The following is a 25165-nucleotide window of genomic DNA, read 5'->3' as shown; positions in this document are numbered from 1 at the left end:
TCAGGCCTTCCCTTCGGCGGATGCGGCGGAGTCGGGCTCTGCGGTGCCGGGCGCGGGTGTGCCGGGCCCTGGTGTGCCGGGCGCGGGTGTGCCGGGCCCGGGGGTCTCCGGCGCCTCGTCCGGGAGCGCCGCCACGTCCACCCCGCCCACCTGCGCCAGTTCGTGCTTGAGGGCGGCGAGTTCGGTGCCGCCGGCCATGTGGTGGGTGAGTTCCTCGAGGGTGATGTCGGCGCGGGCGGCGCTGAGTTCGAGGGTGCCCAGGCGCAGCACGCTGAAGTGGTCGCCGACCAGGTAGGCGTGGTGGGGGTTGTGGGTGATGAAGATGACGCCGAGGCCGCGTTCGCGGGCGGCGGCGATGTACTTCAGCACCACGCCGGACTGTTTGACGCCGAGGGCGGCGGTGGGCTCGTCGAGGATGAGGACGCGGGCGCCGAAGTGGACGGCGCGGGCGATGGCGACGCACTGGCGCTGACCGCCGGAGAGGGTGCCGATGGGCTGTTCCAGGTCGTCCAGGACGATGCCCATGTTGCGCAGTTCCTCGTCCGCGGTCTGCTTCATGCGGGCGATGTCGAGGCGGCGCACGGGCCAGGGGCCCTTGGTCATCTCGGAGCCGAGGAAGAAGTTGCGCCACACCGGCATCAGGGGCACGGTGGCGAGGTCCTGGTAGACGGTGGCGATGCCGCGGGCGAGGGCGTCGCGCGGGGTGGTGAAGCGGACCGGTTCGCCGTCGACGAGGAAGTCGCCCTCGGTGTGCTGGTGCAGCCCGGAGATGATCTTGATGAGGGTGGACTTGCCGGCGCCGTTGTCGCCGAGGACGCAGGTCACCCGGCCGGGGTGGACGGCGAGGTCGACGCCGTGCAGGGCACGGATGTTGCCGTAGGACTTGCCGGCGCCGCGCAGTTGGACGATCGGCCGGTCCGGGCCGGTCTCGGGCGCCGGGTCCGCGAGGACGGCCCCGTGGGTGCCGGGGGTCTTGCTGGTCATGACGGTCACCTCCGGGTCGCCGCGCGGCGCACGTACAGGTTGATGAGGACGGCTCCGAGCAGCATCACGCCGAGGAAGGCCTTGAACCAGTCGGGGTTCCAGCCGGCGTAGACGATGCCCTGGTTGACCATGCCGAACATGAAGGCGCCGAAGACGGGGCCGATGGCGGAGCCGTAGCCGCCGGTGAGGAGGCAGCCGCCGATCACCGCCGCGGCGATGTAGATCAGCTCCTGGCCGACGCCCTCGCCGGACTGCACGGTGTTGAATGAGAACAGCTGGTGCATGCCGACGAACCAGGCGCCGAAGCCGACCAGCATGAACAGTGTGATCTTGGTGAAGGTGACGGGGACGCCGACCGCGCGGGCGGACTCCTGGCTGCCGCCGACCGCGAAGATCCAGTTGCCGTACTTGGTGCGCAGCAGCACCCAGGTGGCGAGGGCGGCGAAGACCAGCCACCACACGACCGTGATCTTCACCTGGACACCGCCGACGTCGAAGGAGGAGGCGAAGAGGGCCTTGGCCTGGTCGAAGCCGTCCATGTCGCTGATGTCGTCGGTGGCGACGTTGCCGGTGACCAGCTTGGTGACGGCGAGGTTGACGCCCTGGAGGATCAGGAAGGTGCCGAGCGTGACCAGGAAGCTCGGCAGGCCGGTCTTCACCAGCACCCAGCCGTTGAACGCGCCGACGGCGAGGGAGACCACCAGGGCGACGATCACGCCCATCCACACGTTCATGGTCAGCTGGTAGCTGAGCATGGCGGCGGTGAGCGCCGAGGTGACCACGGCGACACCGGCCGACAGGTCGAACTCGCCGCCGATCATCAGCAGGGCGACGGGCAGCGCCATGATGCCGATGGTGGACGACTGGTACAGGACCGTCGCCATGGAGCCGCCCTCGCGCACCGAGGGGGCGGCGATCAGGAAGAACACGAACACGGCCACGGCGCCGAGGAAGACCCCGACCTCGGGCCGGGCGAGCAGCCGCAGCACCAGGGAGCGCTGCCGGGTCCGCCCGTCGGTCTGCTGCGGGCCGGGAGCCGGCGGTGTGGTCACCGCCGGATCGGCCTGTTGGGTCATGCCGCTCACCGGGTGCCCTTCGCGGCGAACCCGGCGACGGCCTTCACATTGGACTTGTCGACGAAGGCCGGGCCGGTCAGCACCGGCTGCTCACCGCCACCGCTGTAGTTGCCGTTGTTCTTGTAGAGCCACAGTCCGTCGACCGCCAGGTAACCCTGGAGGTAGGGCTGCTGGTCGACGGCGAACTCGATGTCGCCCTTCTCGATGGCGCCGGTCAGCTCCTTGTTGAGGTCGAAGGTGGCCACCTTCGCCTTGCTGCCGCCCTCGTCCACCGACTGCACGGCGGTCATGGCGAACGGGGCGCCGAGCGTGACCAGGTGGTCGATGGCGCCGTCCTGCTTGAGCTTGGCGGTGATGGTCGACTTCACCGAGGGCATGTCGGTGCCGTTGACGTAGAGGTTCTCGATGGAGCCCTCGAAGGTCTTCTTCACGCCGTCGCAGCGCTGGGTCAGGCCGACGTTGCCCTGCTCGTGGATCACGCAGACGGCCTTCTTGGCCCCGTCCTCGTTGAGCCGCTTGCCGAGCGCCTCGCCGGCCACGGTCTCGTCCTGCCCGAAGAACTCCATCAGGCCGAGCTTCTTCCAGTCCGCGAGGCCCGAGTTGAGCCCGACGACGGGTATGCCGGCCTGCTCCGCCTTGCCGAGGACGCTCCTGAGGGCGTCCGGCTTGGCGAGGGTGACGGCGATGCCGTCGACCTTCTGGTCGATCGCGTTCTGCACCAGGTTGGCCTGGTTGCCCGCGTTCGGGTCGGCGGAGTAGACGAGCTTGATGTTGTCCTTGGCGGCGGCGGCCTCGGCGCCCTTGCGGACGATGTCCCAGAAGGTGTCGCCGGGCGCCTGATGGGTGACCAGGGCGACCGTCATCCGGGGGGTGTTCGCCTTGCCCGCGGAGGCACCCGCGTCCCCCTCCTCGTCGGCCTTCTTGCCCCCGGAACTGCTGGAGCAGCCGGCCAGGGTCAGCGCCGCCGCCGCGGCGAGGGCGACGGCGGGGGCGAATCTGCGGGAGCGGGCGTGCGAAGAGCGGTCCATCTTTTCCTGCACCTCACTGTGCGACTGTGCGACCTGGGCGACTGTGCGACGGGGAAGCCTGTGCCAGACCGGAGAAGAACGGCAGTTGCGCTGGGACCGGATACAAGTCCTTGGGACGCCCGCTGTCAATACTTTGTTAAGACATCATTTCACGAGCTAGTCCGAATGTAAGTACAAAGTATTGACAGGGTCGCCTCGGAGTCCTACACCTGGGAGGCGGCAGGCCCCCCGCCCAGCCCGAGGAGCGTCGCACATGGCCGAGTCAGTCCAGCATTTCGATCTGATCACGATGGGGCGCATCGGGGTCGACCTCTACCCCCTGCAAACGGGCGTGCCCCTGGCGGAAGTTGAGACGTTCGGCAAGTTCCTCGGCGGTTCGGCCGCCAACGTGGCGGTCGCCGCCGCCCGCCTCGGCCGCGCCACGGCCGTCATCACCCGCACGGGCGACGACCCGTTCGGCGGCTATCTGCACCGGGCGCTGAAGGAGTTCGGCGTCGACGACCGCTGGGTCACGCCGGTCGCCGCTTTTCCGACTCCCGTCACCTTCTGCGAGATCTTCCCGCCGGACGACTTCCCGCTGTACTTCTACCGCCGCCCCAAGGCCCCCGACCTGGAGATCCACCCGGGCGAGCTGGACCTCGACGCGATCCGCGCCGCCCGCATCTTCTGGATCACCGGCACCGGACTGAGCGAGGAGCCGAGCCGTACGGCGACCCTGGCCGCCCTCGTGCACCGCGCCAAGGCCGGCACCACGGTCTTCGACCTGGACTGGCGTCCCATGTTCTGGACCGACCCCGACCAGGCCCGCCCGTACTACGCCGAGGCGCTGCGGCACGCCACGGTCGCGGTCGGCAACCTCGACGAGTGCGAGATCGCCACGGGCGTGCGCGAGCCGCGTGCCTGCGCCGAGGCACTGCTGGCGGCCGGTGTGGAACTGGCCGTCGTCAAGCAGGGCCCCCGGGGCGTCCTCGCCGTGCACCGCGACGGCCGGAGCGCCGAGGTGCCGCCGGTGCCCGTCGAGGTGGTCAACGGCCTCGGCGCGGGCGACGCCTTCGGCGGCTCGCTCTGCCACGGTCTGCTCTCCGGCTGGGAACTGGAGAGGACCATGCGGTACGCCAACGCGGCCGGCGCCCTCGTCGCCTCCCGTCTCGCCTGTTCCTCCGCGATGCCCACCGGGGCGGAGGTCGACGACCTCCTCGCGCGAGCCACTCCCTGAACGGAGCAACGCCTTGTCCCTCAGCATCCCCGACCTCACCGCGGTCAGAGCCCGGCGCCCGCAGGCCGTGGCCGAGGCGGCGGCCCGCCGGGTACGCCGCCCGCTGATCGGCGCCTCCGGCCGTCTGATGATCGTGGCCGCCGACCATCCGGCGCGCGGCGCGCTCGGCGTCGGCGACCGCCGGCTCGCCATGGCCAACCGGGCCGACCTGCTGGAACGCCTGTGCACCGCGCTGTCCCGGCCGGGTGTCGACGGGGTGCTCGCCACCGCCGACGTGCTGGAGGACCTGCTGCTGCTCGGGGTGCTGGACGACAAGGTCGTCATGGGCTCGATGAACCGCGGGGGTCTCGCGGGCGCCGCCTTCGAGATGGACGACCGCTTCACCGGCCACCGCGCCGAGGACATCGCCCGCCTGCGCTTCGACGCGGGCAAGCTGCTGCTGCGCATCGACTACGACGACCCGGGCTCGCTGGCCACCATGGAGGCCACCGCCCGAGCGGTCGACGCCATGGCGGCACGCGAACTGCCGGTCTTCGTCGAGCCGTTCATCTCCCGCCGGGTCGACGACCGGGTCCGCAACGACCTGTCCGCCGAGGCGGTGACCCGGTCCATCGCCATCGCCTCGGGCCTGGGCGGCACCTCCGCCTACACCTGGCTGAAACTGCCCGTCACCCACGACCCTGACGACATGGGCGAGGTCCTGGAGACCTCCACGCTGCCCGCCGTCCTGCTCGGCGGTGACATAGGGGGCTCCCCCGCGGACCAGGCCGCGGCCTACGAACGCTGGCGCAAGGCGCTGAGGCTGCCCACCGTGCAGGGCATGGTCGTCGGCCGCTCGCTGCTCTACCCGGCCGAGGGCAGCGTGGAGGAGGCGGTGGACACGGCCGTCGGACTGTTGTGACCCGACAAGTGACGGAGGAGACGAGGAGATGACGTACCACCTTCCGGCGGGCAGGGCGGCGACCGGCGCCTACGCCGTGGACGTGACCCCCGAGAGCGCCGGCTGGGGCTACTCCGGTCTGCGCGTCCTGCACCTGCCGCCCGGCGGCGGCCACACCTTCGACACCGGCGACAGCGAGTGGATCGTCCTCCCGCTCAGCGGCGGCTGCACGGTCGCCACCGCCGACGACTTCGGTCGGGACACCTTCGAACTCACCGGCCGAGCGGACGTGTTCAGCGGCGTCAGCGACTTCGCGTACGTGCCGCGCGACGCCCGCACGACCGTCACCTCCACCGGCGGGGGCCGCTTCGCCCTCACCGGCGCCCGCTGCACCCGCCGCCTGCCCGCACGGTACGGCCCGGCGTCGTCGGTACCGGTGGAGCTGCGCGGCACGGGGAACTGTTCCCGCCAGGTCAACAACTTCGGCGCAGCAGGGGTCTTCGAGTGCGACAAGCTCATCGCGGTCGAGGTCATCACCCCGGGCGGCAACTGGTCGTCGTTCCCCCCGCACAAGCACGACGAGCACCGCCCCGGCGAGGAGTCGGTGCTGGAGGAGATCTACTACTTCGAGTTCGCCGGCCACGACGGCACCCCCGGCCTCGGCTACCAGCGCGTCTCCCCCTCCGGGCAGGGGAAGGGCACGGACGTGCTGGCCGAGGTCCGCGACGGCGACGTGGTCCTCATCCCCGACGGCTGGCACGGACCGTCGATGGCCGTGCCCGGCCACCACATGTACTACCTCAACGTCATGGCGGGTCCGGAGGCCGAACGCGCCTGGCTGATCTGCGACCACCCCGACCACGCCTGGATCCGCGACACCTGGCCGGACCGGCCCGTCGACCCCCGACTCCCCCTCTACACCGCACCGGAGAGGTCCGCATGAGCGCCGCAGCCACCCGCCGACTGACCACCGCCCAGGCCCTGGTGCGCTTCCTCGCCGCGCAGTACACCGAACGCGACGGCGTACGGCGCCGCCTGATCACCGGCACCTGGGGCATCTTCGGCCACGGCAACGTGGCGGGGCTCGGCCAGGCCCTCGTCGAGTACGGCACGGTGCCCAGTGGGGGGACACCCCCCACACCCCCCGTCATGCCGTACCACCAGGGACGCAACGAACAGGCCATGGTGCACGCGGCCGTCGGCCACGCCCGGCACCTCAACCGCCTGTCCGCGCAGGCGGTGACGACGTCCATCGGCCCCGGCGCCACCAACCTGGTCACCGGCGCCGCCCTCGCCACCATCAACCGCCTCCCGGTCCTCCTGCTCCCCGGGGACTACTTCGCCTCGCACGCCGCCGACCCGCTGCTCCAGCAGCTGGAGCACCCGATCGAGGCCGACGTCTCCGTCAACGACACCCTGCGGCCGGTGTCCCGGTACTTCGACCGCATCACCCGCCCCGAGGCCCTCGTCGCCTCCGCGCTCCAGGCGATGCGCGTGCTCAGCGACCCCGCCGAGACCGGTGCCGTCACCCTCGCGCTCCCCCAGGACGTGCAGGCGGAGGCGTACGACTGGCCCGAGGAGTTCTTCGCCGACCGCGTCTGGCGCGTACGGCGGCCCGCACCCGACCCGGCGGAGCTGACCGAGGCCGTGCACGCGATCCGTGCCGCCGAGCGCCCCCTGATCGTCGCGGGCGGCGGCGTCCACCACAGCGAGGCCGAACAGGCGCTGAAGGCGCTCGTGGACGCCACCGGCATCCCGGTCGCCTCCACCCAGGCCGGCAAGGGCGCGCTGCGCCACGACCACCCGGCCGACCTCGGCGGCATCGGCCACACCGGCACCGCCGTCAGCGACGCCCTCGCCCGCACCGCCGACCTGGTCATCGGCGTCGGCACCCGCTACTCCGACTTCACCACGGCCTCCGGCACCCTCTTCCAGCACCCGGGCGTCCGCTTCCTGAACCTCAACATCACCGCCTTCGACGCCCACAAGCTCGCCGCCCGCACCCTGGTCTGCGACGCACAGGCCGGGCTCACGGCGCTGGCGGAGGCGCTTTCCGGCCACCGGGTGGACGCGGCGTACGAGGCCGAGTACCGCGTCGGCAAGGCGCGCTGGGACGAGACGGTGGAGGCCGCCTGCCGCGCCGCCGACGACAGTGCCGTGCCGACCCAGACGCAGGTGCTGGGCGCGCTGGACGCGGTCGTCGGCGACGAGGACGTGGTGATCAACGCGGCCGGCTCGCTCCCCGGCGACCTGCACAAACTGTGGCGGGCCCGCTCGCCGCGTCAGTACCACCTGGAGTACGGCTACTCCTGCATGGGCTACGAGATCCCGGCCGCGCTCGGTGTGCAGCAGGCGGCGCCCGGCACGCCCGTGTGGGCGCTGGTCGGCGACGGCACGTACCTGATGAACCCGACGGAGATCGTCACCGCCGTGCAGGAGAACCTGCCGGTCAAGCTGGTCCTGGTGCAGAACCACGGCTACGCCTCCATCGGCGGCCTCTCCGAGTCGGTGGGCGCCGAGCGCTTCGGCACCGCCTACCGCCACCGCGCCGCCGACGGCACCTTCACCGGCGCCCCGCTCCCCGTCGACCTCGCGGCCAACGCGGCCAGCCTCGGCATGGAGGTGCTGCGCGCCAAGACGGTGCGGGAGCTGCGTGAGGCGCTGCGGGCAGCTCGCGCGTCGGACCGGCCGACCTGCGTCTACGTCGAGACCGATCCCACGCCGACCGCTCCGGCCGCCGAGGCGTGGTGGGACGTGCCGGTGGCCGAGGTGTCCGCCCGCGAGGCCGCCACCGACGCCCGCGCCCAGTACGAACGCGCGGTCGCCGACCGCCGCCGCCACCTCTGACAGTCCGTCACCGACGCAAGGGAGGTACGTCCATGGCGAGAACCGGCGACCCCGCACGTGCGGTGACCGCCCCCGCGCTCAGCACCCTGGACTTCGCCCTGGACCGGAGCAGCCCGGTGCCGCTGTACCACCAGCTCGCCCAGCAGCTGGAGGCGGCGATCGGGCACGGCGTCCTCGCCCCGGGGAACCTGCTGGGCAACGAGGTCGACCTCTCCGTACGCCTCGGCCTGTCCCGGCCCACCGTCCGCCAGGCCATCCAGTCGCTGGTCGACAAGGGGCTCCTGGTCCGGCGGCGCGGGGTCGGCACGCAGGTGGTGCACAGCCAGGTCAGGCGCCCGCTGGAGCTGAGCAGTCTCTACGACGACCTGGAGGCGGCCGGTCAGCGGCCCGGCACGCGGGTGGTGCGCAACGAGGAGGTCGCCGCGCCCGCCGACGTGGCGGCGGCACTCGGCCTCGCGGAGGGTGACGAGGTCACCGTCCTGGAGCGGCTGCGCCTCACCCACGGCCAGCCCGTGGCGCTGCTGTGCAACTACCTGCCGACCACCCTGATGGACCTCGACAGCGCCCGGCTGGAGGCGACCGGCCTGTACCGGATGATGCGCACCTCCGGCATCACCCTGCACAGCGCCCGCCAGACCGTCGGCGCCCGCACCGCCACCCGCGAGGAGGCGCGGCGCCTCGACGAGCAGGAGGGCGCGGCCCTGCTGACCATGCGGCGCACGGCGTACGACGACACCGGGCGGCCGGTCGAGTACGGGACGCACGTATACCGCGCGTCCCGGTACGCGTTCGACTTCCAGCTGCTGGTCAGGTCGTGACGCCGGTCGGCGGGTGGGCGAACGGGCCCTCCAGCGCCGCCCACTGGAGCAGCATGATCGTCTTCGCGTCGGCGATCTCGCCGGTGCGGATCATCTCCAGGGCCCGGCGGAAGGGCAGTTCGAGGGTCTCGATGTCCTCGCCCTCCTCGTCGAGGCCGCCGCCCTCGTGGGTGCGGGTGGCGGGGCCGTAGGCGGCGGCGTAGAAGCTGACGCGTTCGGTGACCGAGCCGGGGCTCATGTACACGTCGAAGACGTGCCGGACCTCGCCGACGGTGTGCCCGGTCTCCTCCACGACCTCGCGCCGCACGGCGGCCTCGGGGTGCTCGTCCTCGTCGTCGAGCAGCCCTCCGGGGGTCTCGATCAGCATGCCGTCGGGGTGGCCGTTGACGTACACGGGCAGCCGGAACTGCCGGGTGAGCAGGACGGTTTCGCGTGCGGCGTCGTACAGCAGCACGGTGGCGCCGTTGCCGCGGTCGTGCGTCTCGCGTTCCTGGGTGCTCCAGGTGCCGTCGGCGCGCTGGAGGTCGAAGGTCGTGGTGCGTTCGACGTACCAGTGGCTCGAGAGCAGCCGTACGTCCCGGATCCTGACCCGGGGGTTGCCGGTCAGGTCCTGGCCGGCCCGGTCGAGTCCGGTGCGGCCCCGGCGGTCCGGGGTGTCGATGCCGGCGGTCATCGGGGGCCGTCCAGTCGTGGGCCGGCCGGGGTCACGGGGTGGGGCACGTTGGTCATGTGCCCGCTTCTATCACCCGGTCCGGCTGCGTACGAAGTCGAGGGAGGCGGTGAAGCAGTCCTCGACGTCCTGCTCGGCCGCCCCGATCCACAGGTGGTCGGCGTCCGGGACGGTCCGGAAGCCGGTCTCCGTGCCGGCCGCGCGCAGCGCCGAGGCGAGGGCCTCGCCCTGGGCGGCGGGTATGACCGTGTCCTCGGCGCCGTGCAGGATCAGGAAGGGCGGGGCGCCCGGCGCGACCCGGGCCACCGGGCTGGCGGCGCGGGCCCGGTCCGGGACGTCGGCGGCCGGCGCGCCGAGCAGTGCCGCCTCGGGGGTGCCCGGCGGCGCGGTGGTGAGGTCGGTGGCGCCGTACCAGACGACGCAGCCGCGCGGGGCGGCGGCCGGGACGGTGGTGAGGGCGAGCAGCGCGGCGAGGTGACCGCCCGCGGACTCGCCCCAGACGACGGCCCGCTCCGCGTCGACGCCGAGGTCGGCGGCGCGGACGCGCAGCCAGGCCAGCGCCTCGGTCAGGTCGTCCAGCGGGGCGGGGAAGACGGCTTCGCCGCTGAGCCGGTAGTCGGGGCAGGCGACGGCGAACCCGGCCCGGGCGAGGCGGGTGAAGGGGCCGGGCCGCCAGGAGCGGAAGCGCGGGCCGAGGTCGTCGCGGAGCCCGGTGCGCCAGGCGCCGCCGTGGACGAAGAGGACGACGGGCGGCGGACCGGCCGCCGGCGACTGCTCGGGGAGCCACAGGTCGAGCTCCAGCGGGCGGCTGCCGTCGCGCACGGCGTACGGGACGCCGCGCAGGAGACGTACGCCGTCCGCGGGGTGCGCGGCGGGCGGCAGGGGCAGCGTCGCGGGGTCGGGCGGGGCGAGGAACGGGGCGAGTTCGGGGTGCACCGGGTCACTCCTCGGGGGTGCGGGTCGGGCGGCCGGCGAGGCGGGGCAGCAGTCGGTGCGCGTTGGCGGTGGTAAGGGACCGCCAGTCGGCCGCGCCCGTGGGGACGGGGGACGCGTCGACGGAGGCGACGTGGGCGTCCACGCCGTGCGCCGGGGTCCAGCAGTAGTCGCTGCCGTAGAGCAGCCGGTCGGGTTCGACGAGTCCGAGCAGCGCGGGGATCTGGCGCGGGAAGGCGGGGCCTGCCATGTCGTAGTGCAGGCGGCGCAGTTGCTCCACGGCGTCGGGGGCGTCGCTCGCGCCGGCCGGCAGGAAGAGCTTCATGAAGCCGTTGATGCGGTCGGCGAGGACGGGCAGGGCTCCGCCGCAGTGCGGGACGATCACCTCCAGGCCGGGGTGGCGGTCCAGGGTGCCGGCCATCAGCAGGTCGGTGACGGTGCGGGCGGTGTCGAAGATGAACTCGACCATGGGGCGGGGGCGGCCGAGCGCCGACTGCTCCCAGCACACCGGCGAGGTGGGGTGCAGGAAGACGACGGCGCGGCGGCGGCCGAGTTCGGCGAAGACGGGTTCGAGCCGGTCGTCGCCCAGGTAGACGCCGTGGGTGTTGGTCTCCAGGACCACGCCGTCGGCGTCGAGTTGATCGAAGGCGTACGCGATCTCCTCGAGCGCGCCGTCGACGTCCGGCAGCGGGAGGGAGGCGAAGAAGCCGAAGCGGCCCGGGTGTGCGGCGGCCGCGCCGGCGGCGTCCTCGTTCATCTCGCGGGCGAGGCGGCGGGCGGCCGTGTCGTCGCCGAAGTGGACGCCGGGGGACGACACGGACAGGATCGCGGTGTCGATGCCGTTGCGGTCCATCAGCTCCAGGTGCGCGGCGGCGGACCAGCCGGGCCAGGCGGGCACGCCGTCGGGCAGCTCGTGACCGGCGGCCTTGGCCTGGCGCACGTAGGAGTCGGTGACGAAGTGGGCGTGGACGTCGACGTATCCGGGCGCCACGTCAGGAACGGTCATGGTGGGTCTCTTCCCTCCGGTTGTGCTGGTGCGGGGCGGCGAGCCGGACGCGCCCCCAGGTGGCGGCGCGCTCGCCGAGGACGATGCCGAGGAGTCCGGTCAGGCCGATCAGGGGCGGGGCGGGCGAGGTGATGTCCAGGGCCCAGTACACGGCCCCCATCAGCAGCCCGGCCGCGAGGCTGACGACCGGGCGGCGGGCGCGGTCGAGGGCGGCCCTCACAGCGCCCCCAGCAGGGCCTGGCCGGCGAGCATGCCCAGCAGGCCGAACAGGGCCACCGGCGGGGGCGCCGGGGACCTGACCTTCAGGGCGGCGTAGAGCACGCCGACGAGGGCCCCGGCGAGCAGCGCCTTCAGGTACGCCATCGCGGTTCAGCTCCCCGTGCGCCACTTGTGGTCGGGCAGGAAGGTCACGTCGTACCGCTGCGGCACGGTGCCGAACTTCTGCGGCTCGGGCACGTACGGGCGCCGGGGCAGGCCGAGCTCGTCGGTGTCGGTGCCGAGGGTCTCGAAGAACCGCTCGAAGGTGCCGCCGGGACCGGCCGCGACGCCGACGATCTGGCTGTGGTGCCGCTCGATGCGGTAGGCGTGCGGGCAGTTCTTCGGTACGAAGCCGAAGTCGCCGACGGTGAGCAGCTTCTCGTGCTGTTCGCCCTCCAGGTCCTCCACGAACAGGCGGACGGCGCCCTGGGTGATGAAGAAGACCTCGTAGGTGTCGGGGTGGGAGTGGGCCGGGATGATGTCGCCCTTGGGGCCGTCGCAGGTGAAGAAGTTGAAGGTGTTCTCGGTCTGCGGGCCGCCGGCGTAGATCGTGAACAGGTCGCCGAAGAGGTGGGCGCGGTCGCCCATGCCCTTCTCGATGAAGTACGGCTTGCCCGGCTCGGCGGGGATGAGGGAGTGGGAGCGCCTGGCGAATTCGATGGTCATGGAAGCCTCCGACGGGAACGCACGGTCAGGTATGCACTGTCAGGTAACCTGACGTTCAAGGGTCAGGCTACCTGACAATCGTCCGGTGGCAACACCTCTCCCGCGCCGACGGCGCGCGGTGACCGCCCACGGTGACGGACCGAATGCCGCACACACCCACCGCGCCGGCGCCCGTATGCTCGTGACCGAGGATCCCGAGGAGTCATGACCGAAGCCGAACAGAACATGCCGCTGCTGCTGACCGGCGCCCGGCGCTGGTTCGAGGACGCACTGGAGGCCAGCATGCGGGCGGCCGGCGAACAGCCGGTGAGCAGCGCGCAGGCCCAGGTCTTCGCCTGCCTGGACACGGACGGCACCACGGTCTCCGAGCTCGCCCGCCGGATCGGCATCACCCGGCAGTCGGCCCACCAGGCCGTGCACAGCCTGGTCGCCATGGGCCTGCTCGAACAAATTCCGGACCCGTCGTCGGGTCGCAGCCGTCTGATCCGCATGACGGCCGAGGGCACCCGCGTCCACCACCGCGCCCAGGCCACGCTCACCGTCATCGAGGGCGTCCTCGCCGAGCGCATCGGCCGTCCGTCCGCCACGGCGCTGCGCGCCGCGCTGACCCTGCCGCGCGGTGAGCCGCCGGTGGTCCGGGCACCGTAGGGGCGCCGGGACCGCGGGTGGGTGCCGGCCGGGTCTGCGGGCTCACGGGGTCAGCCGGGACGGCGCCCCTCCGTCAGGTGCCCGCTCGGCAGTGTGTCCCGCACCGTGCGTGCGGGGGATCCGGCGGGCCGTCGCCGGTCCGAGGCCCGACCCGGGCAGTACGCGGGCGGCCGGCACCCGGTGAAAGCGGTCGACGATGTGCGGGAGGTCCCCGGCCGCGATGCCGGGCCGGCTATCGCACACGGTCGGCTCCCGCCCGGGCGACACGACCTCGCCCGCGCCGCCCGCCGGACCGAACTCGGCGGAACGGTTCCGCACCGCCTGGGCCCTGGGCCTGCCGCCACCGGGCCCCGGCGGCTCGTTCAGCGCTGTACCGCTGCCCCTCGCCCTTGCCGCACACGCGGCCGGCTTCGGGAGGGACGTACCGTGGGGCCCCGTCGGCGCAGTACCGCCGCGGCCACGCCGTGGGCCGCGACCAGGCCCGCCGGGAAGAGCAGGGCGGCGCCCGCGGTGGCCCGGCCGAGGCGGGCGTCCGCCCCGGACCGGGTCAGTTCCCGCCACGCCCACAGGGAGAACGGCAGCACGACCACCGGGGTGGTGGCGACCCCGGGGGTGTAGCCGCGCAGGGCGAGCGTCTGGCCGAGGTGGATCACCCCGTGCCAGCCGTAGCCGGCGAGGGCCGCCTGGTAGAGCCGGGAACGGCCGCCGGTGCGGCCGCCGTCCACCGCGGCGGCGGCCATCACCAGCCCCATCAGGCCGATCGCCGTACGCACCCGTTCCGGCGTCATGTCGCGTTCGAGCCGGTCCCAGGTCTCCTCGGGCACGGACGGCAGCCGCTCCCGGAGCCGGGGGAGGTTGCGGCGCAGCCAGTCGGCCATCACCGCCGCCTCCTCCGCCTCGTGCAGCGACCACGCGGCGAACAGGCCCCAGGTGGCGGCGGCGCGTGCCCTCATCCTCGCGTCACTCCTTCTCCGCGGTGTCCGGTCCGGCGTCCGGCGGCCGGACCGACAGCGTGTGCCGGAACACGTCCAGCGGGTCCCAGCGCGCCTTGGCCTCGCGCAGCCGGGCGTAGTTGTCCCCGAAGTAGAGCGTGTGCCACGGCACGCCGGAGGTGTTCCACTCCGGGTCCGCGACGTCCGCGTCGGCGTAGTTGATGTGGCACCCGTCCTGCCCCGGGCCGGGGGCGGGCACTCCCCCGGTGGCGGCGAAGACGTCCCGGTAGAACTCCCTGATCCAGGTGAGGTGCTTGTCGTCCTCGTCGGGCTGGTCCCACTCGGTGGCGAAGATCAGCCGGAGCACGGAGTCGCGCTGCGGCATCGCCGTGGCGTCGGAGGCCACCGTGTTCACGGCACCACCGTAGGCGGCGAGCATGATGCCGGCGGTCATGTTCGCGTAGTCGGGCCGGGTCAGGCTCCGGTACACGGCACCGATCTGGGCGTCCGACAGGCCGGTGCGCAGATAGGCCGACTTGAACTTGGCGCGACGGGTGTGGTCGGCCCGGTCCGAGACACCGGGCCAGCTGGTGGTGTGCAGCCAGGGCAGCTCCCGCTGTTCGAGGACGACCGGTTCGACCCCGGTGCCCTCGGTCAGCGCGTCGGTGTAGGCCCGCAGCAGCTCCTGGGTGTCGGACCGGGTGCCGTCGAACTGGATGCTCATGATGACGACGCCGTTGTTCTCGCGCGGCGTCGCACCGATCACGCTGTACATGCCGGCGTACGGCGAGCCGGGCGCGCTGTTGGCCTCGTGCCACCGGGCGTGGTTGCGCAGCAGCCGGGTGAAGCTGTCCTCGGTCAGCATCGCCCAGGGCCACAGCAGTTGCGCCACCCGCAAGGCGGCGGGCGGGCGGGGCAGCGCCGCGGCCGGGTCGACGGCGGACGCGCCGGGGGTGCGGAACCAGTAGCGGGTGACGACCCCGAAGTTGCCGCCGCCCGCCCCGGTGTGCGCCCACCACAGGTCCCGCGCGGGGTCGCCGTCCTCTCGGGTCGCGATCACGGCGCGGGCGGTTCCCCCGGCGTCCACCACGACCGTCTCGACGGCGTACAGGTGATCCACCACTGACCCGTACAGCCGCGACAGCGGGCCCCAGCCGCCGCCGCTGATGTGCCCGCCGACCCCCACCGAAGGGCAGGTGCCGCCGGGCAGGGCCACGCCCCAGCGCTTGAAGAGGGTGCGGTTGACCTCGCCGAGCTGGGTGCCGGCCTGGATCTCGACGGCGCCCATCTCCGGGTCCCAGCGGATGTCGGTGAGCAGGGACATGTCGAGGACGACGCGGACCGCTGGGTCGGCGACGAAGTCCTCGAAGCAGTGGCCGCCGCTGCGGACCGCGATGCGCCGGCCGGTGCTCACGGCGTCCTGGACGGCGTCGACGACCTGTTCCGGGACGACCGGCAGCCGCACGGCCTCGGGTGTGCCGACGAACCGCGCGTTCCAGCCGCGTGCGAGGTCCGCGTAGCGCGGGTCGCCGGGCAGGACGGCGGGCGCTGCACCGGTGGACGTGTCGGACAAGGCGCTCACCGGACCTCGGTGCGCGCGGCGACGGCGGAGCCGCCGATGACGGTGCACTCCACGGGGTGGTCCGAGGTGACCACCACGTGGTCACCCGGCGTGAAGGTGTAGTCGCCGGACAGCTTCGGCGTGAACACGGCGGTGCCGGAGTCGAGGAAGACCTGCTCGCCCCTGGGGATCGCCTGCGGGTTCGTCAGGCCGGTCACGGTGAGCAGCGCGTCGCCGTCGGGGCCCGCTACGGCGACCTGGAGTTCCGCGGTGACCTCTCCCGCCGCCAGGTCCCGGGGGGTGGCGGCCCTGCTGCGCAGGGTGAGCCGCACCGCGGTCGACTCGCCCGCGGCGACCTGCGCGGGAACGGTGAGGGTGACGTGGTTGACGCTGTTCTGGGGTTCTTCACCGGGGATCGCGCAGGCGACCTCCAGGTCGACGGTTCCGGTGGCTACGGCGTCGGTACCGGGCACGGGAGTCTCCCTTTTCGTTGCGTTGGTGTTCAGTCGGTGACGAACGTGATCTCCGGGTACTGCGAGGAGGGGCCGTCGAGCAGGCCGGTGTCCTTGTCCTTCAGGAACCGGTCGAAGAAGGCCCCGATGTAGGCGCGTTGGGCGGTGAGCGACGCCGTCGGGTCGACGGTGCCGATGAAGAGCCGGACGATCTCGGGGTCGAGCGGCTGGACCGCGGTGATCTGCGGCAGGAAGAAGGTGAAGTCGGCGTAGCTGTCGAGCGCCGAGTCCGCCAGGGTCAGGTCGCGCTTGAAGCCGGTCTGCGCGGCCCAGAAGTCGGCCCAGGACCGGTCGAAGCCGTTGACGTGGTTGTGGTCGACCAGGGTTCCGGTGGCGTCGGCGCGTTCGGCGCCCATCAGCAGCACGGGCCGTCCCACGCCGTGGCGGGCGGCCTCGCCCGGCACGTAGGGGATGCCTCCGAGGCCGGTGCCGTGGGCCAGTTCCCCGTCGAGGTTGATACCGGCGTCGATCCTGGGGTCGTGGTACATGCTCTCGACGGTGGTGTAGCCGCCCTGGACGTGCCCGAACATGCCGACGTCGCGCAGCGAGAACGCCTTGCCGAGTCCCCGGGGCAGTGTCGTGCCGCCGAAGACGGTGGCCTTCGAGCGGCTCAGCGCGGTGAGCCGGTCGAGCACGAACCGGGTGTCGGCCACGCGCGAGTCCGCGGAGATCTTCTGGGTTTCCGGGGTGCGGTCCAGGGCCTTGCCGGGGACCACCCGGCCGCCGGGGAACTCGACGGCTGCGGACTCGTAGGTGTGGTCGATGGTGACGACGACGTACCCGCGGCTCGCCAGGTCCTCCACCTGGACGGAGTTGAGCTGGCGGGTGGTGCCCTGGGCGGCCGAGAAGAGCACCAGCGGCCACTTCTTCCCGCCCTTGGTCAGCACCGGGGCGGCGACGCGGGCGTGGGTCTCGGCGCCGGCCCAGTCGACGGAGCCGACGGGGATGTCCAGATACTGCGGGATGGCCATGAGCTGCTCGAAGACGGACGCCGCGCCCGGTGACAGCCAGGGTGCGCGCGGGGCGTCGCTCGCCTTCGCCGGGTACCAGACGCTCACCATCAGCTCGCGGGAGCGGTCCGGCTCCCAGGGGTCGGGGCGGCCGGCGTCGACCAGGTGGGCGCTGATCTCGCCGACCTCGTAGGGGCCGGTGGGCTCCGGCAGGATCAGCTCGAGCGGCGCGCCGTCGTCGGCCGCCGCCGTGGCGCCGGTCAGCGGGACCAGCGCCGCCAGGAGGGTCAGCAGGACGCCGAGGACGCGGGCGGTGGTGCCGGTGCGCGTGCGCGTGCTCCTGTCCCGCACAGATCTGGTGCGCGGTATGTCTGTCTCCGTACGCATCTCTACTGTCATCCCCGTCAGCCCCACTTTCCCCGTTGTCCCCGTTGTCCCCGTCATCCCTGTCAGGTGCGATCACTGATGCGCCTGTCTACGGCCGGGCACCCCACTCTGCCCGCCCCGCACCCCTGTTCCGGCCCCGGAGAGCGGGGTTAGGGGCCCCTAAAAGACTGACCTCACAGGCCGAGCCCGTCGATGTAGCCGAGGACCTCGTCCACGGAGGCGGACTCCACGTCGAGCACGCCGTCCCGGTCGCTGTCGTCCGGGCGGCCGCGGACCGCCCGGACCCGGTCGAGGAGCCGCAGCAACCGCTCCTCGGCCTCGGCGGCCTGGGGGGCGGCCACGTCCGGCACCAGCGCGGCCTCCAGCCGGTCGAGTTCCTCCACCAGGGAACGCGGCGCGCCCGCCGGCTCGTCGCGGGTGAGCCGGGCGGCGAGCAGCCTGGCGACCGCCGCCACCGTGGGATGGTCGAAGATCAGCGTCGTCGGCAGCACGAGTCCGGTCACCGTGTTGAGCCGGTCCCGCAGTTCGACCGCCGTCAGCGAGTCGAAACCGAGCTCCAGGAAGCTGCGCCGGTCGTCGATCTCGTCGGCGTCCGCGTGTCCGAGCACGGCGGCCGCGAGACGGCGCACCTCCTCGATCAGGGCGGCGTCACGGTCCGCGGGCCGCAGCCCCGCGAGCCGCGCCCGCAGCGCCGCGCCGGCTCCGCCCGGTCCGGTGTCCGGTGCGGTGTCCGCCGCTTCCGAACGCCGTTCCAGAGCGGCTACTTCGGGTATCTCCCGCAGCAGCGGGCTGGGCCTGGCCGCGGTGAAGCCGGGCACGAACCGCTCCCAGTCGATGTCGGCGACGACCAGGGAGGTCTCGTCGGCGGCGAGCGCCGCGGAGAGCGCGGCCACGGCCAGGTCGGGGTCCATGGGCCGCATGCCCCGCTTGAGCAGGCCCTGCGTCTCCGCGCCCTCGCCCATACCGGCCCCGGCCCACAGTCCCCAGGCGACCGAGGTGGCCGTCCCGCCCTGACGGCGGCGGCGCCGGGCGAGGGCGTCGAGATGGGCGTTGGCGGCGGCGTAGGCTGCCTGTCCGCCGCCGCCCCATACGGCGGCGGCGGACGAGAACAGCACGAACGCGTCCAGATCGGCGCGGTCGGCCGGGAAGAGCGCGTCGAGGTGGCGCGCCCCGAGCACCTTGGCGCGCAGCACGTCGGCGACCTCGTCGGGGCCGGTGCCCAGCAGGGCGGCCCGCTCGCCGGTCCCGGCGCAGTGCACGACCGCGCGCACCGGACTGCCCTCGTCCGCCAGCCTCTCCACCAGAGCGGCGAGATCCCCGGCGTCGGTGACGTCGCAGGCGGCGACGGTGACGCGGGCGCCCAGCGCGGCGAGTTCGCGCTCAAGTCCCACGGCGCCGGGCGCCTCGCGGCCCTGCCTGCCGACCAGCACCAGATGCGCCGCACCGTCGGCCGCGAGCCGCCGGGCGACGTGCCCGCCCAGCGCGCCGGTACCGCCGGTGATCAGCACCGTGCCCTCCGGCCGCCAGGACGGCGCGCCGGTGCCGCCCGCCGCGCGGACGAGCCGACGTGCGTAGCGGCCCGTGGAGCGCACGGCGACCTGGTCCTCGTCCGTGCCGGACAGTACCCGGCACAGGGCCGCCAGGGCGCGGTCGTCGAGGGTGGCGGGCAAGTCGACCAGTCCGCCCCAGCGGCGGGGGTGTTCGAGCCCGGCGACGATGCCGAGGCCCCAGACCTGCGCCTGGACGGGGTCCTCGGGCGCGTCGTCCGCGTCCACCCGGACGGCGCAGCGGGTCGCCGTCCACAGCCGCGCTCCGCTCCAGGACACCGGCTCGACGGCGCCCGTCCGCGCCGCCATGACGGACCGTACGGTGGCGAGCGCGGCGGCGAGACCAGGGGCCAGTTCCTGTCCGTCGTCGCTGCCGTCGCCGTCCGGGGCGAGCAGCAGCAGACCCGCCGGCGGCCGGCTCAGCGACGCCGCGGCCCGGTCCAGCTCGGCGGCGACCGCCGTCTCGTCGTACGGCCGGGGAGGCAGTGGCACGAATACGGCGCCGGTGCCTGCACCTGCGCGGAGAGCCTCCACTATCTTCGGGGCGTCGTCGTGACCGGCCGGGGCGAGGACGAGCCAGTCGCCGTCCGGGGGTGGCGTGCCGGTGCCGGAGCCGGTGGTGGCGGCGTCACTGGTCGTAGGGGTCGAAGTCGTCGTAGTGGGCGTGTCGGCGAGGGGCCGCCACTCGACGCGGTAGCGCCAGCCGGCGATCGCGGCCCCGGTGCGGTCGGCCGCGCGCAGCGCGGACAGGGCGGGCAGCACCGCGCCCAGCGGCGTGTCCTGCCCGGCGCCGAGCGCACCGGCCAGGCGGCCGGCGTCGCCGGACTCGACGGCCGCCCAGAACCGCTCCTCCCCCGGTCCGGCCGGACGCGCGTCCGCCGCGCCGCCGACGGGGCCCTCCAGCCAGTAGCGCCGGTTCTGGAACGGATAGGTCGGCAGCGTGATCCGCCGGGCCTTGGCGGGGTCGGCGGTGTCACCGAGCACGGCGGGCCAGGGGACGGGGACGCCCCGCGTGTACGCCTGGCCGAGGGCGGCGAGCAGGGTGTCGGGACCGGGCCGGTCCCGGCGCTGCAGGGCCACCGAGGTGACGGCGGCCGCGTCCGGTTCGTCGCCCCGGCAGTCGGGCACCATGGCGGTTAGCGCGCCGTCCGGGCCGACCTCCAGGCAGTGGGTGACGCCCCGTTCGCGCAGCGTGCGCACGCCGTCGTGGAAGCGGACGGCCTCGCGGGCGTGCCGCACCCAGTAGCCGGGGGTACGGATCTCGTCCCCGGCGAGGCGGCCGGTCACGTCGGAGACGATCGGCAGGACCGGTTCGTGGTACGTCAGTCCGTCCGCGACCAGCGCGAACTCCTCCATGATCGGGTCCATCCGGAACGAGTGGAAGGCGTGACTGACACGCAGCCGGCGGGTGCTGCGGCCCCGCTCCTCCAGGACTCGTACCACCGCGCCGACGGCCTCGGCGTCCCCGGAGACGACCGTGGACGTGGCGCCGTTGACCGCGGCGACGGCCGCGCCGCCGGCCCCCTCGGCGAGCACGGTGCGCACCTCCGCCTCGGAGGCGCGCACCGACACCATGGCGCCGCCCTCCGGGAGGGACTGCATGAGCCAGCCGCGGGCGGCCACGAGCCGGGCCGCGTCCGGCAGGGACAGCACCCCGGCGACATGGACCGCGGCGATCTCCCCGACGGAGTGGCCGAGCAGCGCGGCGGGCCGCAGTCCCCAGCTCTCCAGCAGCCGGTACAGGGCGACCTCGAAGGCGAACAGCGCGGGCTGCGTGTACTCGGTACGGTCCAGCAGTCCGGCCTCCGCCTCCCCGGGCCCGGCGAACATCAGCTCGCGCAGCGGCCGTTCGAGGTGCTCGTCGAGGAGCGCGCAGACCTCGTCCAACGCGCGGGCGAAGACGGGGAAGGCGGCGTACAGATCGCGGCCCATGCCGGGGCGCTGGCTGCCCTGGCCGGTGAAGAGGAAGGCGACCTCGCCCTCGCGGGCGTCGCCGCGGACGACGGTGGCGTGGGCCGTGTCCGGTGCCGGTTCCCCCAGTTCCGCCAGTTCCGCCAATCCGGCGAGCAGTTCGTCCCGCTCACGGCCGAGGACGACCGCGCGGCGTTCGAAGGCGCTGCGGTGCGCGGTGAGCGCCAGCGCCAGGTCGGCGTCGGACACGTCGGCCGCGTCGAGCCCATCGGTGGGGGTCTCACCGGTGAGGCCGGCGAGCAGCTGCCGTGCCCGGTCGCGCAGCGCGTCGGTGGTCCGGGCGGTCAGTACCCACGGCAGCGGGGCGGCCGCCGGGCGGGGATCCGGCATCGGTCCCGTGGGCGTCCGGTCGGTGGACTCTCCCTCGGCGGACGCGACGGACGCGACGGACGCGGCGGACGCGGCGGACGGGCCTTCGAGGATCACATGGGCGTTGGTCCCGCTGATCCCGAAGGAGGACACCCCGGCCCGGGGCGGCCGGTCCGCCGTCTCCGGCCACCGACGGGCCTCGGTGACGAGCCGGACGGCACCCGCCGACCAGTCGATGTGCGGTGAGGGCTCGTCGGCGTGCAGCGTGCGCGGCAGTTCGCCGTGGCCCATCGCCAGCACGGTCTTCATCACCCCGGCGACACCGGCGGCGGCCAGGGTGTGCCCGATGTTCGACTTGACGGAGCCCAGCCACAGCGGCCGGTCCGCGGGACGGTCCTGCCCGTACGTGGCGAGCAGTGCCTGCGCCTCGATCGGGTCGCCCAGCGGGGTGCCGGTGCCGTGCGCCTCTACGGCGTCGACCTCCTCGGCTCGCAGCCCGGCGGCGGCGAGCGCCTGCCTGATCACCTTCTGCTGGGCGGGTCCGCTGGGCGCGGTGAGCCCGTTGGACGCGCCGTCCTGGTTGACGGCGCTGCCGCGCACCACCGCCAGGACGGGGTGCCCGCGGCGCTCCGCGTCCGACAGCCGCTCCAGGAGCAGCACGCCGACGCCCTCCGCCATGCCGAAGCCGTCGGCGCCCGCCGCGAACGCCTTGCAGCGGCCGTCGGGAGCGAGTCCGCGCTGCCGGGAGAAGGCCACGAACACCGACGGGGTGGCCATGACCGTGACACCGCCGGCCAGCGCGAGGTCGCACTCGCCCTGCCGCAGCGACTGCGCCGCCAGGTGCAGCGCCACCAGCGAGGACGAGCAGGCGGTGTCCACGGTGACGGCCGGTCCTTCCAGCCCGAACGTGTAGGACACCCGCCCGGAGATTACGCTGGCCCCGGTGCTGGTCGCCAGATACCCCTCGTCGCCGGCCGGTACGTGCGCGGCGAGTCCCGCGTAGTCCTGCCCGCTGATCCCGGTGAACACCCCGGTGCGGCTGCCCTTCAGGGCCTTCGGGTCGACACCGGCCCGTTCGAACGCCTCCCAGGACGTCTCCAGGAGCAACCGCTGCTGCGGGTCCATGACGGCCGCCTCGCGCGGGCTGACGCCGAAGAAGCCCGGGTCGAAGCCGGCGGCGTCGGTGAGGAAGCCACCCTGCCGGGTGTAACTGGTGCCCGCCCGCTCCGGGTCGGGATCGTACAGCGCGGCGAGGTCCCAGCCCCGGTCGGCCGGGAACTCCGACACCACGTCCGCTCCCTGGGCCAGTACCCGCCACAGCTCCTCCGGGCTGCTGACTCCGCCGGGATAGCGGCAGCTCATCGCGACGATGGCGACCGGTTCGTCGACGCGGACGACGGGCGCGGGCACGGCCGCCGCAGTCGTCCCCGCCGTCCCGGCCGTGCCGAAGACCTGCTCCCGCAGGTGCTCGGCGAGCGCGGCCGGGGTGGGGTGGTCGAAGACCACGGTGGCCGACAGCGGCAGTCCTACCGTGCTCCGCAGCCGGTTGCGCAGTTCCACGGCGGTCAGCGAGTCGAAGCCGAGTTCCCGGAAGGCCCGGTCGACGGCCACGGCCTCGGGCGAGGAGTGCCCGAGCACCTTCGCCGTCTCCCGGCGCACCAGCAGCAGCGCCTCCCTTGCCCGGTCCGCCTCGGGCACTCCCGCCAGCCAGCCGTCAGCCGCCCGCGTCCCGTCGGTGCCGGCCGCCTTCCTCCGGACCGGCGTGGGCACCAGCGCCCGCAGCAGGGCGGGCAGCACACCCTGCGCGGCCTGCTCGCGCAGGGCACGCCGGTCCAGCCGCACCGGCACCACCCGGGAGAACTGCGCGGCGAGCGCCGCGTCGAGCAGGGCGAGACCTTCCTCACTGGACAGGGCGAGGGTGCCGTTCCTCGCCAGCCGGGCGAGGGCCGTGTCGTCGAGGTGTCCGGTCATGCCGCTGCGTTCGGCCCACAGGCCCCAGGCGAGGGAGGTCGCGGGCAGACCGGCCGCGCGACGGTGGGCCGCCAGAGCGTCCAGGAAGGCATTGGCGGCGGCGTAGTTGCCCTGACCGGGCCCGCCCAGAGTGCCCGCCGCGGAGGAGAACAGCACGAACGCGGAGAGGTCGAGGTGGCGGGTGAGTTCGTGCAGGTTCCACGCCGCGTCCGCCTTCGGACGCAGCACCGAGTCCAGACGAGCCGGCGACAGATGCTCGATCGTCGCATCGTCCAGGACACCCGCGGTGTGGACGACCGCCGTCAAAGGATGCGCCGGATCGACACCCTCCAGCACACCCGCCAGAGCCTCCCGGTCCGCCGCGTCACAGACACGCACTTCCACCTGCGCACCCAGAGCACCGAGCTCCGCCACCAACTCCGCCGCACCCGGCGCGTCGGCACCACGCCGGCTCAGAAGCAGCAAGTGCCGCACGCCCCACCCGGTCACCGCATGGCGGGCGACGAGCGCGCCCAGTGTCCCGGTGCCACCGGTGATGAGCACCGTCCCCTCGGGACGGAGGACGGGGAACGGCGCCGAAGGAGACGTCGAGGCCGGGATCAGCCTCGGCACGCGGGTCCGTCCTCCACGGATCGTCAGCTGCGGCTCCCCGGCCGCCACGGCCGCGGCCACGGCGGAGGACAGTACCTGCTGGGAAGCGGTGTCGTCGTCGATGTCCACCAGCAGGAAACGGTCGGGGTGCTCGGACTGCGCCGACCGTACGAGGCCCCACAGCGCGGCCGTCGCCGGATCGGCCGCCTCACCGTCGTCGCCCACGGCACCGTGCGTGACGAACGCCGTGCGCGACTGTTCCGACGCCTCCTGGAGCAGGGTGAGTGCCTCGCCGAGCACTGCGCGCACCGCCTCGGGAGCCGAGCCGTCCGTACCCTCGTACACCGCGTCGAGGTGGGTCAGGGTGACGTGCGGCTGGTCTGAGGGGATGTCGACACCCGGGTCGGTGAGCGGCTGCCAGTCGAGGTGGAAGAAGGTGTGCGGTGAGGGCTGGTGGGTGCGGGTGGCCGGCCCGTCGTGGTGCGGGCGAAGGATCACACGGGACGCGGTGAGGATGGGTCGGCCCTGCGCGTCGACCATGGCGAAGCCGGAGGCCGCCTCTTCTCCGTCGGGTCCGTCCGACGGAGCCGGTCGGACCCGGGCCTCGGTGGCGCCCACACTGTGCAGTCGCAGGTCGGACCAGTGGGCCGCGAAGACCGTGTCGTCGTCGCGCAGGGCGCGGAGGGCGGCGTCGAGGAGGGCAGGGTGCAGATCGTGGTTGGACGCCTCGTCGCGTTCGTCGTCGGTGAGGGTGACCTCTACGTCGGCATGTTCGGGGCCCTGCGGGCGGCTGGGGAGGTGGGGCTCGGTCCGGTCGGTGTCGAGGAGACCGGTGCCGTAGCGGACCCACTCGGGGACGGCATCCTCTTCGGGCCGCTCGGGCCGCAGGTGGAGAGTCACCGTCCGACGCTCGTGCTCGTCCGGTGCTCCGACGAGCACCTGCACGTGCACCGCGTCGCCTTCCGCGAGTCCGGGCGGAGGCTCGGTCGCGAACTCGACCAGCCTCGGGCATCCGACCTGGTCCCCCGCCCACACCGCGAGCAGCGGCAGTACGGAGGCCAGCGCACCGGACCTCGCCAGCCACGGGTGCGCCCGAGCCGACAGGCGTCCGGTGGCCACGACCCCGTCCAGCGCGGGCAGCAGTGAGACCGCGCCGAGGAGGGGGTGGTGTGTGGCGTCGAGTCCGAGTCCGGAGGCGTCGCCCGGGGCGGCCGGGGACGGAAGCAGCCAGTACGACTCGTGCTGGAAGGCGTAGGTCGGTAGATCCGCGACCGGACGTGCGTCCGGCCCGAAGGCCGGCGTCCAGTCCACCGGAACACCCGCGACATACACCTCCGCCAAAGCGGTGTAGAAGCGGTCCAGACCGCCGTCGTCACGCCGTAGGGAACCCGACACGATCCCGTC

The 25165-nt window shown here is 73.5% G+C and carries 20 protein-coding genes; 6 read left to right on the top strand and 14 right to left on the bottom strand.

The genetic code is table 11. The features are described 5' to 3' along the window. From ACIGO6_RS05515 to ACIGO6_RS05505, 3 genes are read right to left on the bottom strand one after another with little or no spacing between them, the layout of a single operon-like run. Window positions 1-984 carry an ATP-binding cassette domain-containing protein gene (locus ACIGO6_RS05515; RefSeq protein WP_399871730.1) on the bottom strand — a complete coding sequence of 328 codons (984 nt, stop codon included), beginning with the start codon at window positions 982-984 and terminating at the stop codon, window positions 1-3. Window positions 985-989: 5 nt separating this feature from the next. Beyond that, window positions 990-2060 (bottom strand): ABC transporter permease, encoded by a 1071-nt coding sequence (locus ACIGO6_RS05510; protein WP_399871727.1) that lies wholly within the window; start codon window positions 2058-2060, stop codon window positions 990-992. Window positions 2061-2065: 5 nt separating this feature from the next. Continuing rightward, window positions 2066-3088 carry a sugar ABC transporter substrate-binding protein gene (locus ACIGO6_RS05505; RefSeq protein WP_399871724.1) on the bottom strand — a complete coding sequence of 341 codons (1023 nt, stop codon included), beginning with the start codon at window positions 3086-3088 and terminating at the stop codon, window positions 2066-2068. A gap of 253 nt (window positions 3089-3341) precedes the next feature. Here ACIGO6_RS05505 and iolC point away from each other — a divergent pair, with 253 nt between their 5' ends. From iolC to ACIGO6_RS05480, 5 genes are read left to right on the top strand one after another with little or no spacing between them, the layout of a single operon-like run. Further along, window positions 3342-4304, top strand: coding sequence for a 5-dehydro-2-deoxygluconokinase (gene iolC, locus ACIGO6_RS05500; protein WP_399871723.1), 963 nt, complete (start codon window positions 3342-3344; stop codon window positions 4302-4304). 13 nt (window positions 4305-4317) lie between these two features. Then, the gene (locus tag ACIGO6_RS05495) at window positions 4318-5205 is read left to right on the top strand and encodes a deoxyribose-phosphate aldolase (protein ID WP_399871720.1); all 888 of its coding nucleotides are present in this window, start codon (window positions 4318-4320) and stop codon (window positions 5203-5205) included. A 28-nt stretch (window positions 5206-5233) separates the two neighbouring features. After that, the gene (iolB, locus tag ACIGO6_RS05490; RefSeq protein WP_399871719.1) at window positions 5234-6127 is read left to right on the top strand and encodes a 5-deoxy-glucuronate isomerase; all 894 of its coding nucleotides are present in this window, start codon (window positions 5234-5236) and stop codon (window positions 6125-6127) included. Next, a complete protein-coding gene (gene iolD / locus ACIGO6_RS05485) occupies window positions 6124-8031 on the top strand; it encodes a 3D-(3,5/4)-trihydroxycyclohexane-1,2-dione acylhydrolase (decyclizing) (RefSeq protein WP_399871716.1) in 1908 nt (635 codons plus the stop codon). Before iolB ends, iolD begins: the two co-directional genes overlap by 4 nt. Window positions 8032-8063: 32 nt before the next feature. Then, on the top strand, window positions 8064-8849 hold the full coding sequence (locus ACIGO6_RS05480) for a GntR family transcriptional regulator (protein ID WP_399871713.1): 786 nt from the start codon (window positions 8064-8066) through the stop codon (window positions 8847-8849). Here the strand turns inward: ACIGO6_RS05480 and ACIGO6_RS05475 are convergent. From ACIGO6_RS05475 to ACIGO6_RS05450, 6 genes are all read right to left on the bottom strand, one after another. After that, window positions 8839-9522: an NUDIX domain-containing protein gene (locus ACIGO6_RS05475; RefSeq protein WP_399871711.1), complete on the bottom strand. Its 684-nt coding sequence runs from the start codon at window positions 9520-9522 to the stop codon at window positions 8839-8841. The two genes, ACIGO6_RS05480 and ACIGO6_RS05475, sit on opposite strands and share 11 nt — an antisense overlap. 69 nt (window positions 9523-9591) lie before the next feature. Then, window positions 9592-10455: an alpha/beta hydrolase fold domain-containing protein gene (locus ACIGO6_RS05470; protein ID WP_399871708.1), complete on the bottom strand. Its 864-nt coding sequence runs from the start codon at window positions 10453-10455 to the stop codon at window positions 9592-9594. Between the two features lie 4 nt (window positions 10456-10459). After that, window positions 10460-11458 (bottom strand): amidohydrolase family protein, encoded by a 999-nt coding sequence (locus ACIGO6_RS05465; RefSeq protein WP_399871705.1) that lies wholly within the window; start codon window positions 11456-11458, stop codon window positions 10460-10462. Next, a complete protein-coding gene (locus ACIGO6_RS05460) occupies window positions 11445-11678 on the bottom strand; it encodes a XapX domain-containing protein (RefSeq protein WP_399871702.1) in 234 nt (77 codons plus the stop codon). Before ACIGO6_RS05460 ends, ACIGO6_RS05465 begins: the two co-directional genes overlap by 14 nt. Beyond that, window positions 11675-11821, bottom strand: coding sequence for a DUF1427 family protein (locus ACIGO6_RS05455; RefSeq protein ID WP_399871699.1), 147 nt, complete (start codon window positions 11819-11821; stop codon window positions 11675-11677). The genes ACIGO6_RS05460 and ACIGO6_RS05455 overlap by 4 nt, the downstream gene beginning before the upstream one ends. Window positions 11822-11827: 6 nt before the next feature. Next, window positions 11828-12382: a quercetin 2,3-dioxygenase gene (locus tag ACIGO6_RS05450; protein ID WP_399871696.1), complete on the bottom strand. Its 555-nt coding sequence runs from the start codon at window positions 12380-12382 to the stop codon at window positions 11828-11830. Between the two features lie 204 nt (window positions 12383-12586). Here ACIGO6_RS05450 and ACIGO6_RS05445 point away from each other — a divergent pair, with 204 nt between their 5' ends. After that, a complete protein-coding gene (locus ACIGO6_RS05445) occupies window positions 12587-13030 on the top strand; it encodes a MarR family winged helix-turn-helix transcriptional regulator (RefSeq protein WP_399871691.1) in 444 nt (147 codons plus the stop codon). 362 nt (window positions 13031-13392) lie between these two features. On the opposite strand, the gene ACIGO6_RS05440 is transcribed toward ACIGO6_RS05445, so the two are convergent. The 5 genes from ACIGO6_RS05440 to ACIGO6_RS05420 all read right to left on the bottom strand — a co-directional run bounded on the left by ACIGO6_RS05440 (window position 13393) and on the right by ACIGO6_RS05420 (window position 25156). Continuing rightward, on the bottom strand, window positions 13393-13983 hold the full coding sequence (locus ACIGO6_RS05440; RefSeq protein ID WP_399871689.1) for an HXXEE domain-containing protein: 591 nt from the start codon (window positions 13981-13983) through the stop codon (window positions 13393-13395). A 7-nt stretch (window positions 13984-13990) separates the two neighbouring features. Continuing rightward, on the bottom strand, window positions 13991-15544 hold the full coding sequence (locus ACIGO6_RS05435) for an FAD-binding oxidoreductase (protein WP_399871687.1): 1554 nt from the start codon (window positions 15542-15544) through the stop codon (window positions 13991-13993). Continuing rightward, a complete protein-coding gene (locus tag ACIGO6_RS05430; protein ID WP_399871684.1) occupies window positions 15541-15996 on the bottom strand; it encodes a hypothetical protein in 456 nt (151 codons plus the stop codon). The genes ACIGO6_RS05435 and ACIGO6_RS05430 overlap by 4 nt, the downstream gene beginning before the upstream one ends. Window positions 15997-16025: 29 nt before the next feature. Continuing rightward, entirely contained in the window at window positions 16026-17372 is a 1347-nt protein-coding gene (locus ACIGO6_RS05425; protein ID WP_399871682.1) for an alpha/beta hydrolase family protein, read from the bottom strand. A gap of 173 nt (window positions 17373-17545) precedes the next feature. Then, window positions 17546-25156 (bottom strand): type I polyketide synthase, encoded by a 7611-nt coding sequence (locus ACIGO6_RS05420; RefSeq protein WP_399871679.1) that lies wholly within the window; start codon window positions 25154-25156, stop codon window positions 17546-17548. Window positions 25157-25165 lie beyond the last annotated feature (9 nt).

Source organism: Streptomyces sp. NPDC053750 (assembly GCF_044544295.1).
Lineage (GTDB): Bacteria > Actinomycetota > Actinomycetes > Streptomycetales > Streptomycetaceae > Streptomyces.
Note: the sequence above shows the minus strand (reverse complement) of the source record. Positions and strands in the feature narration are given on the sequence as shown.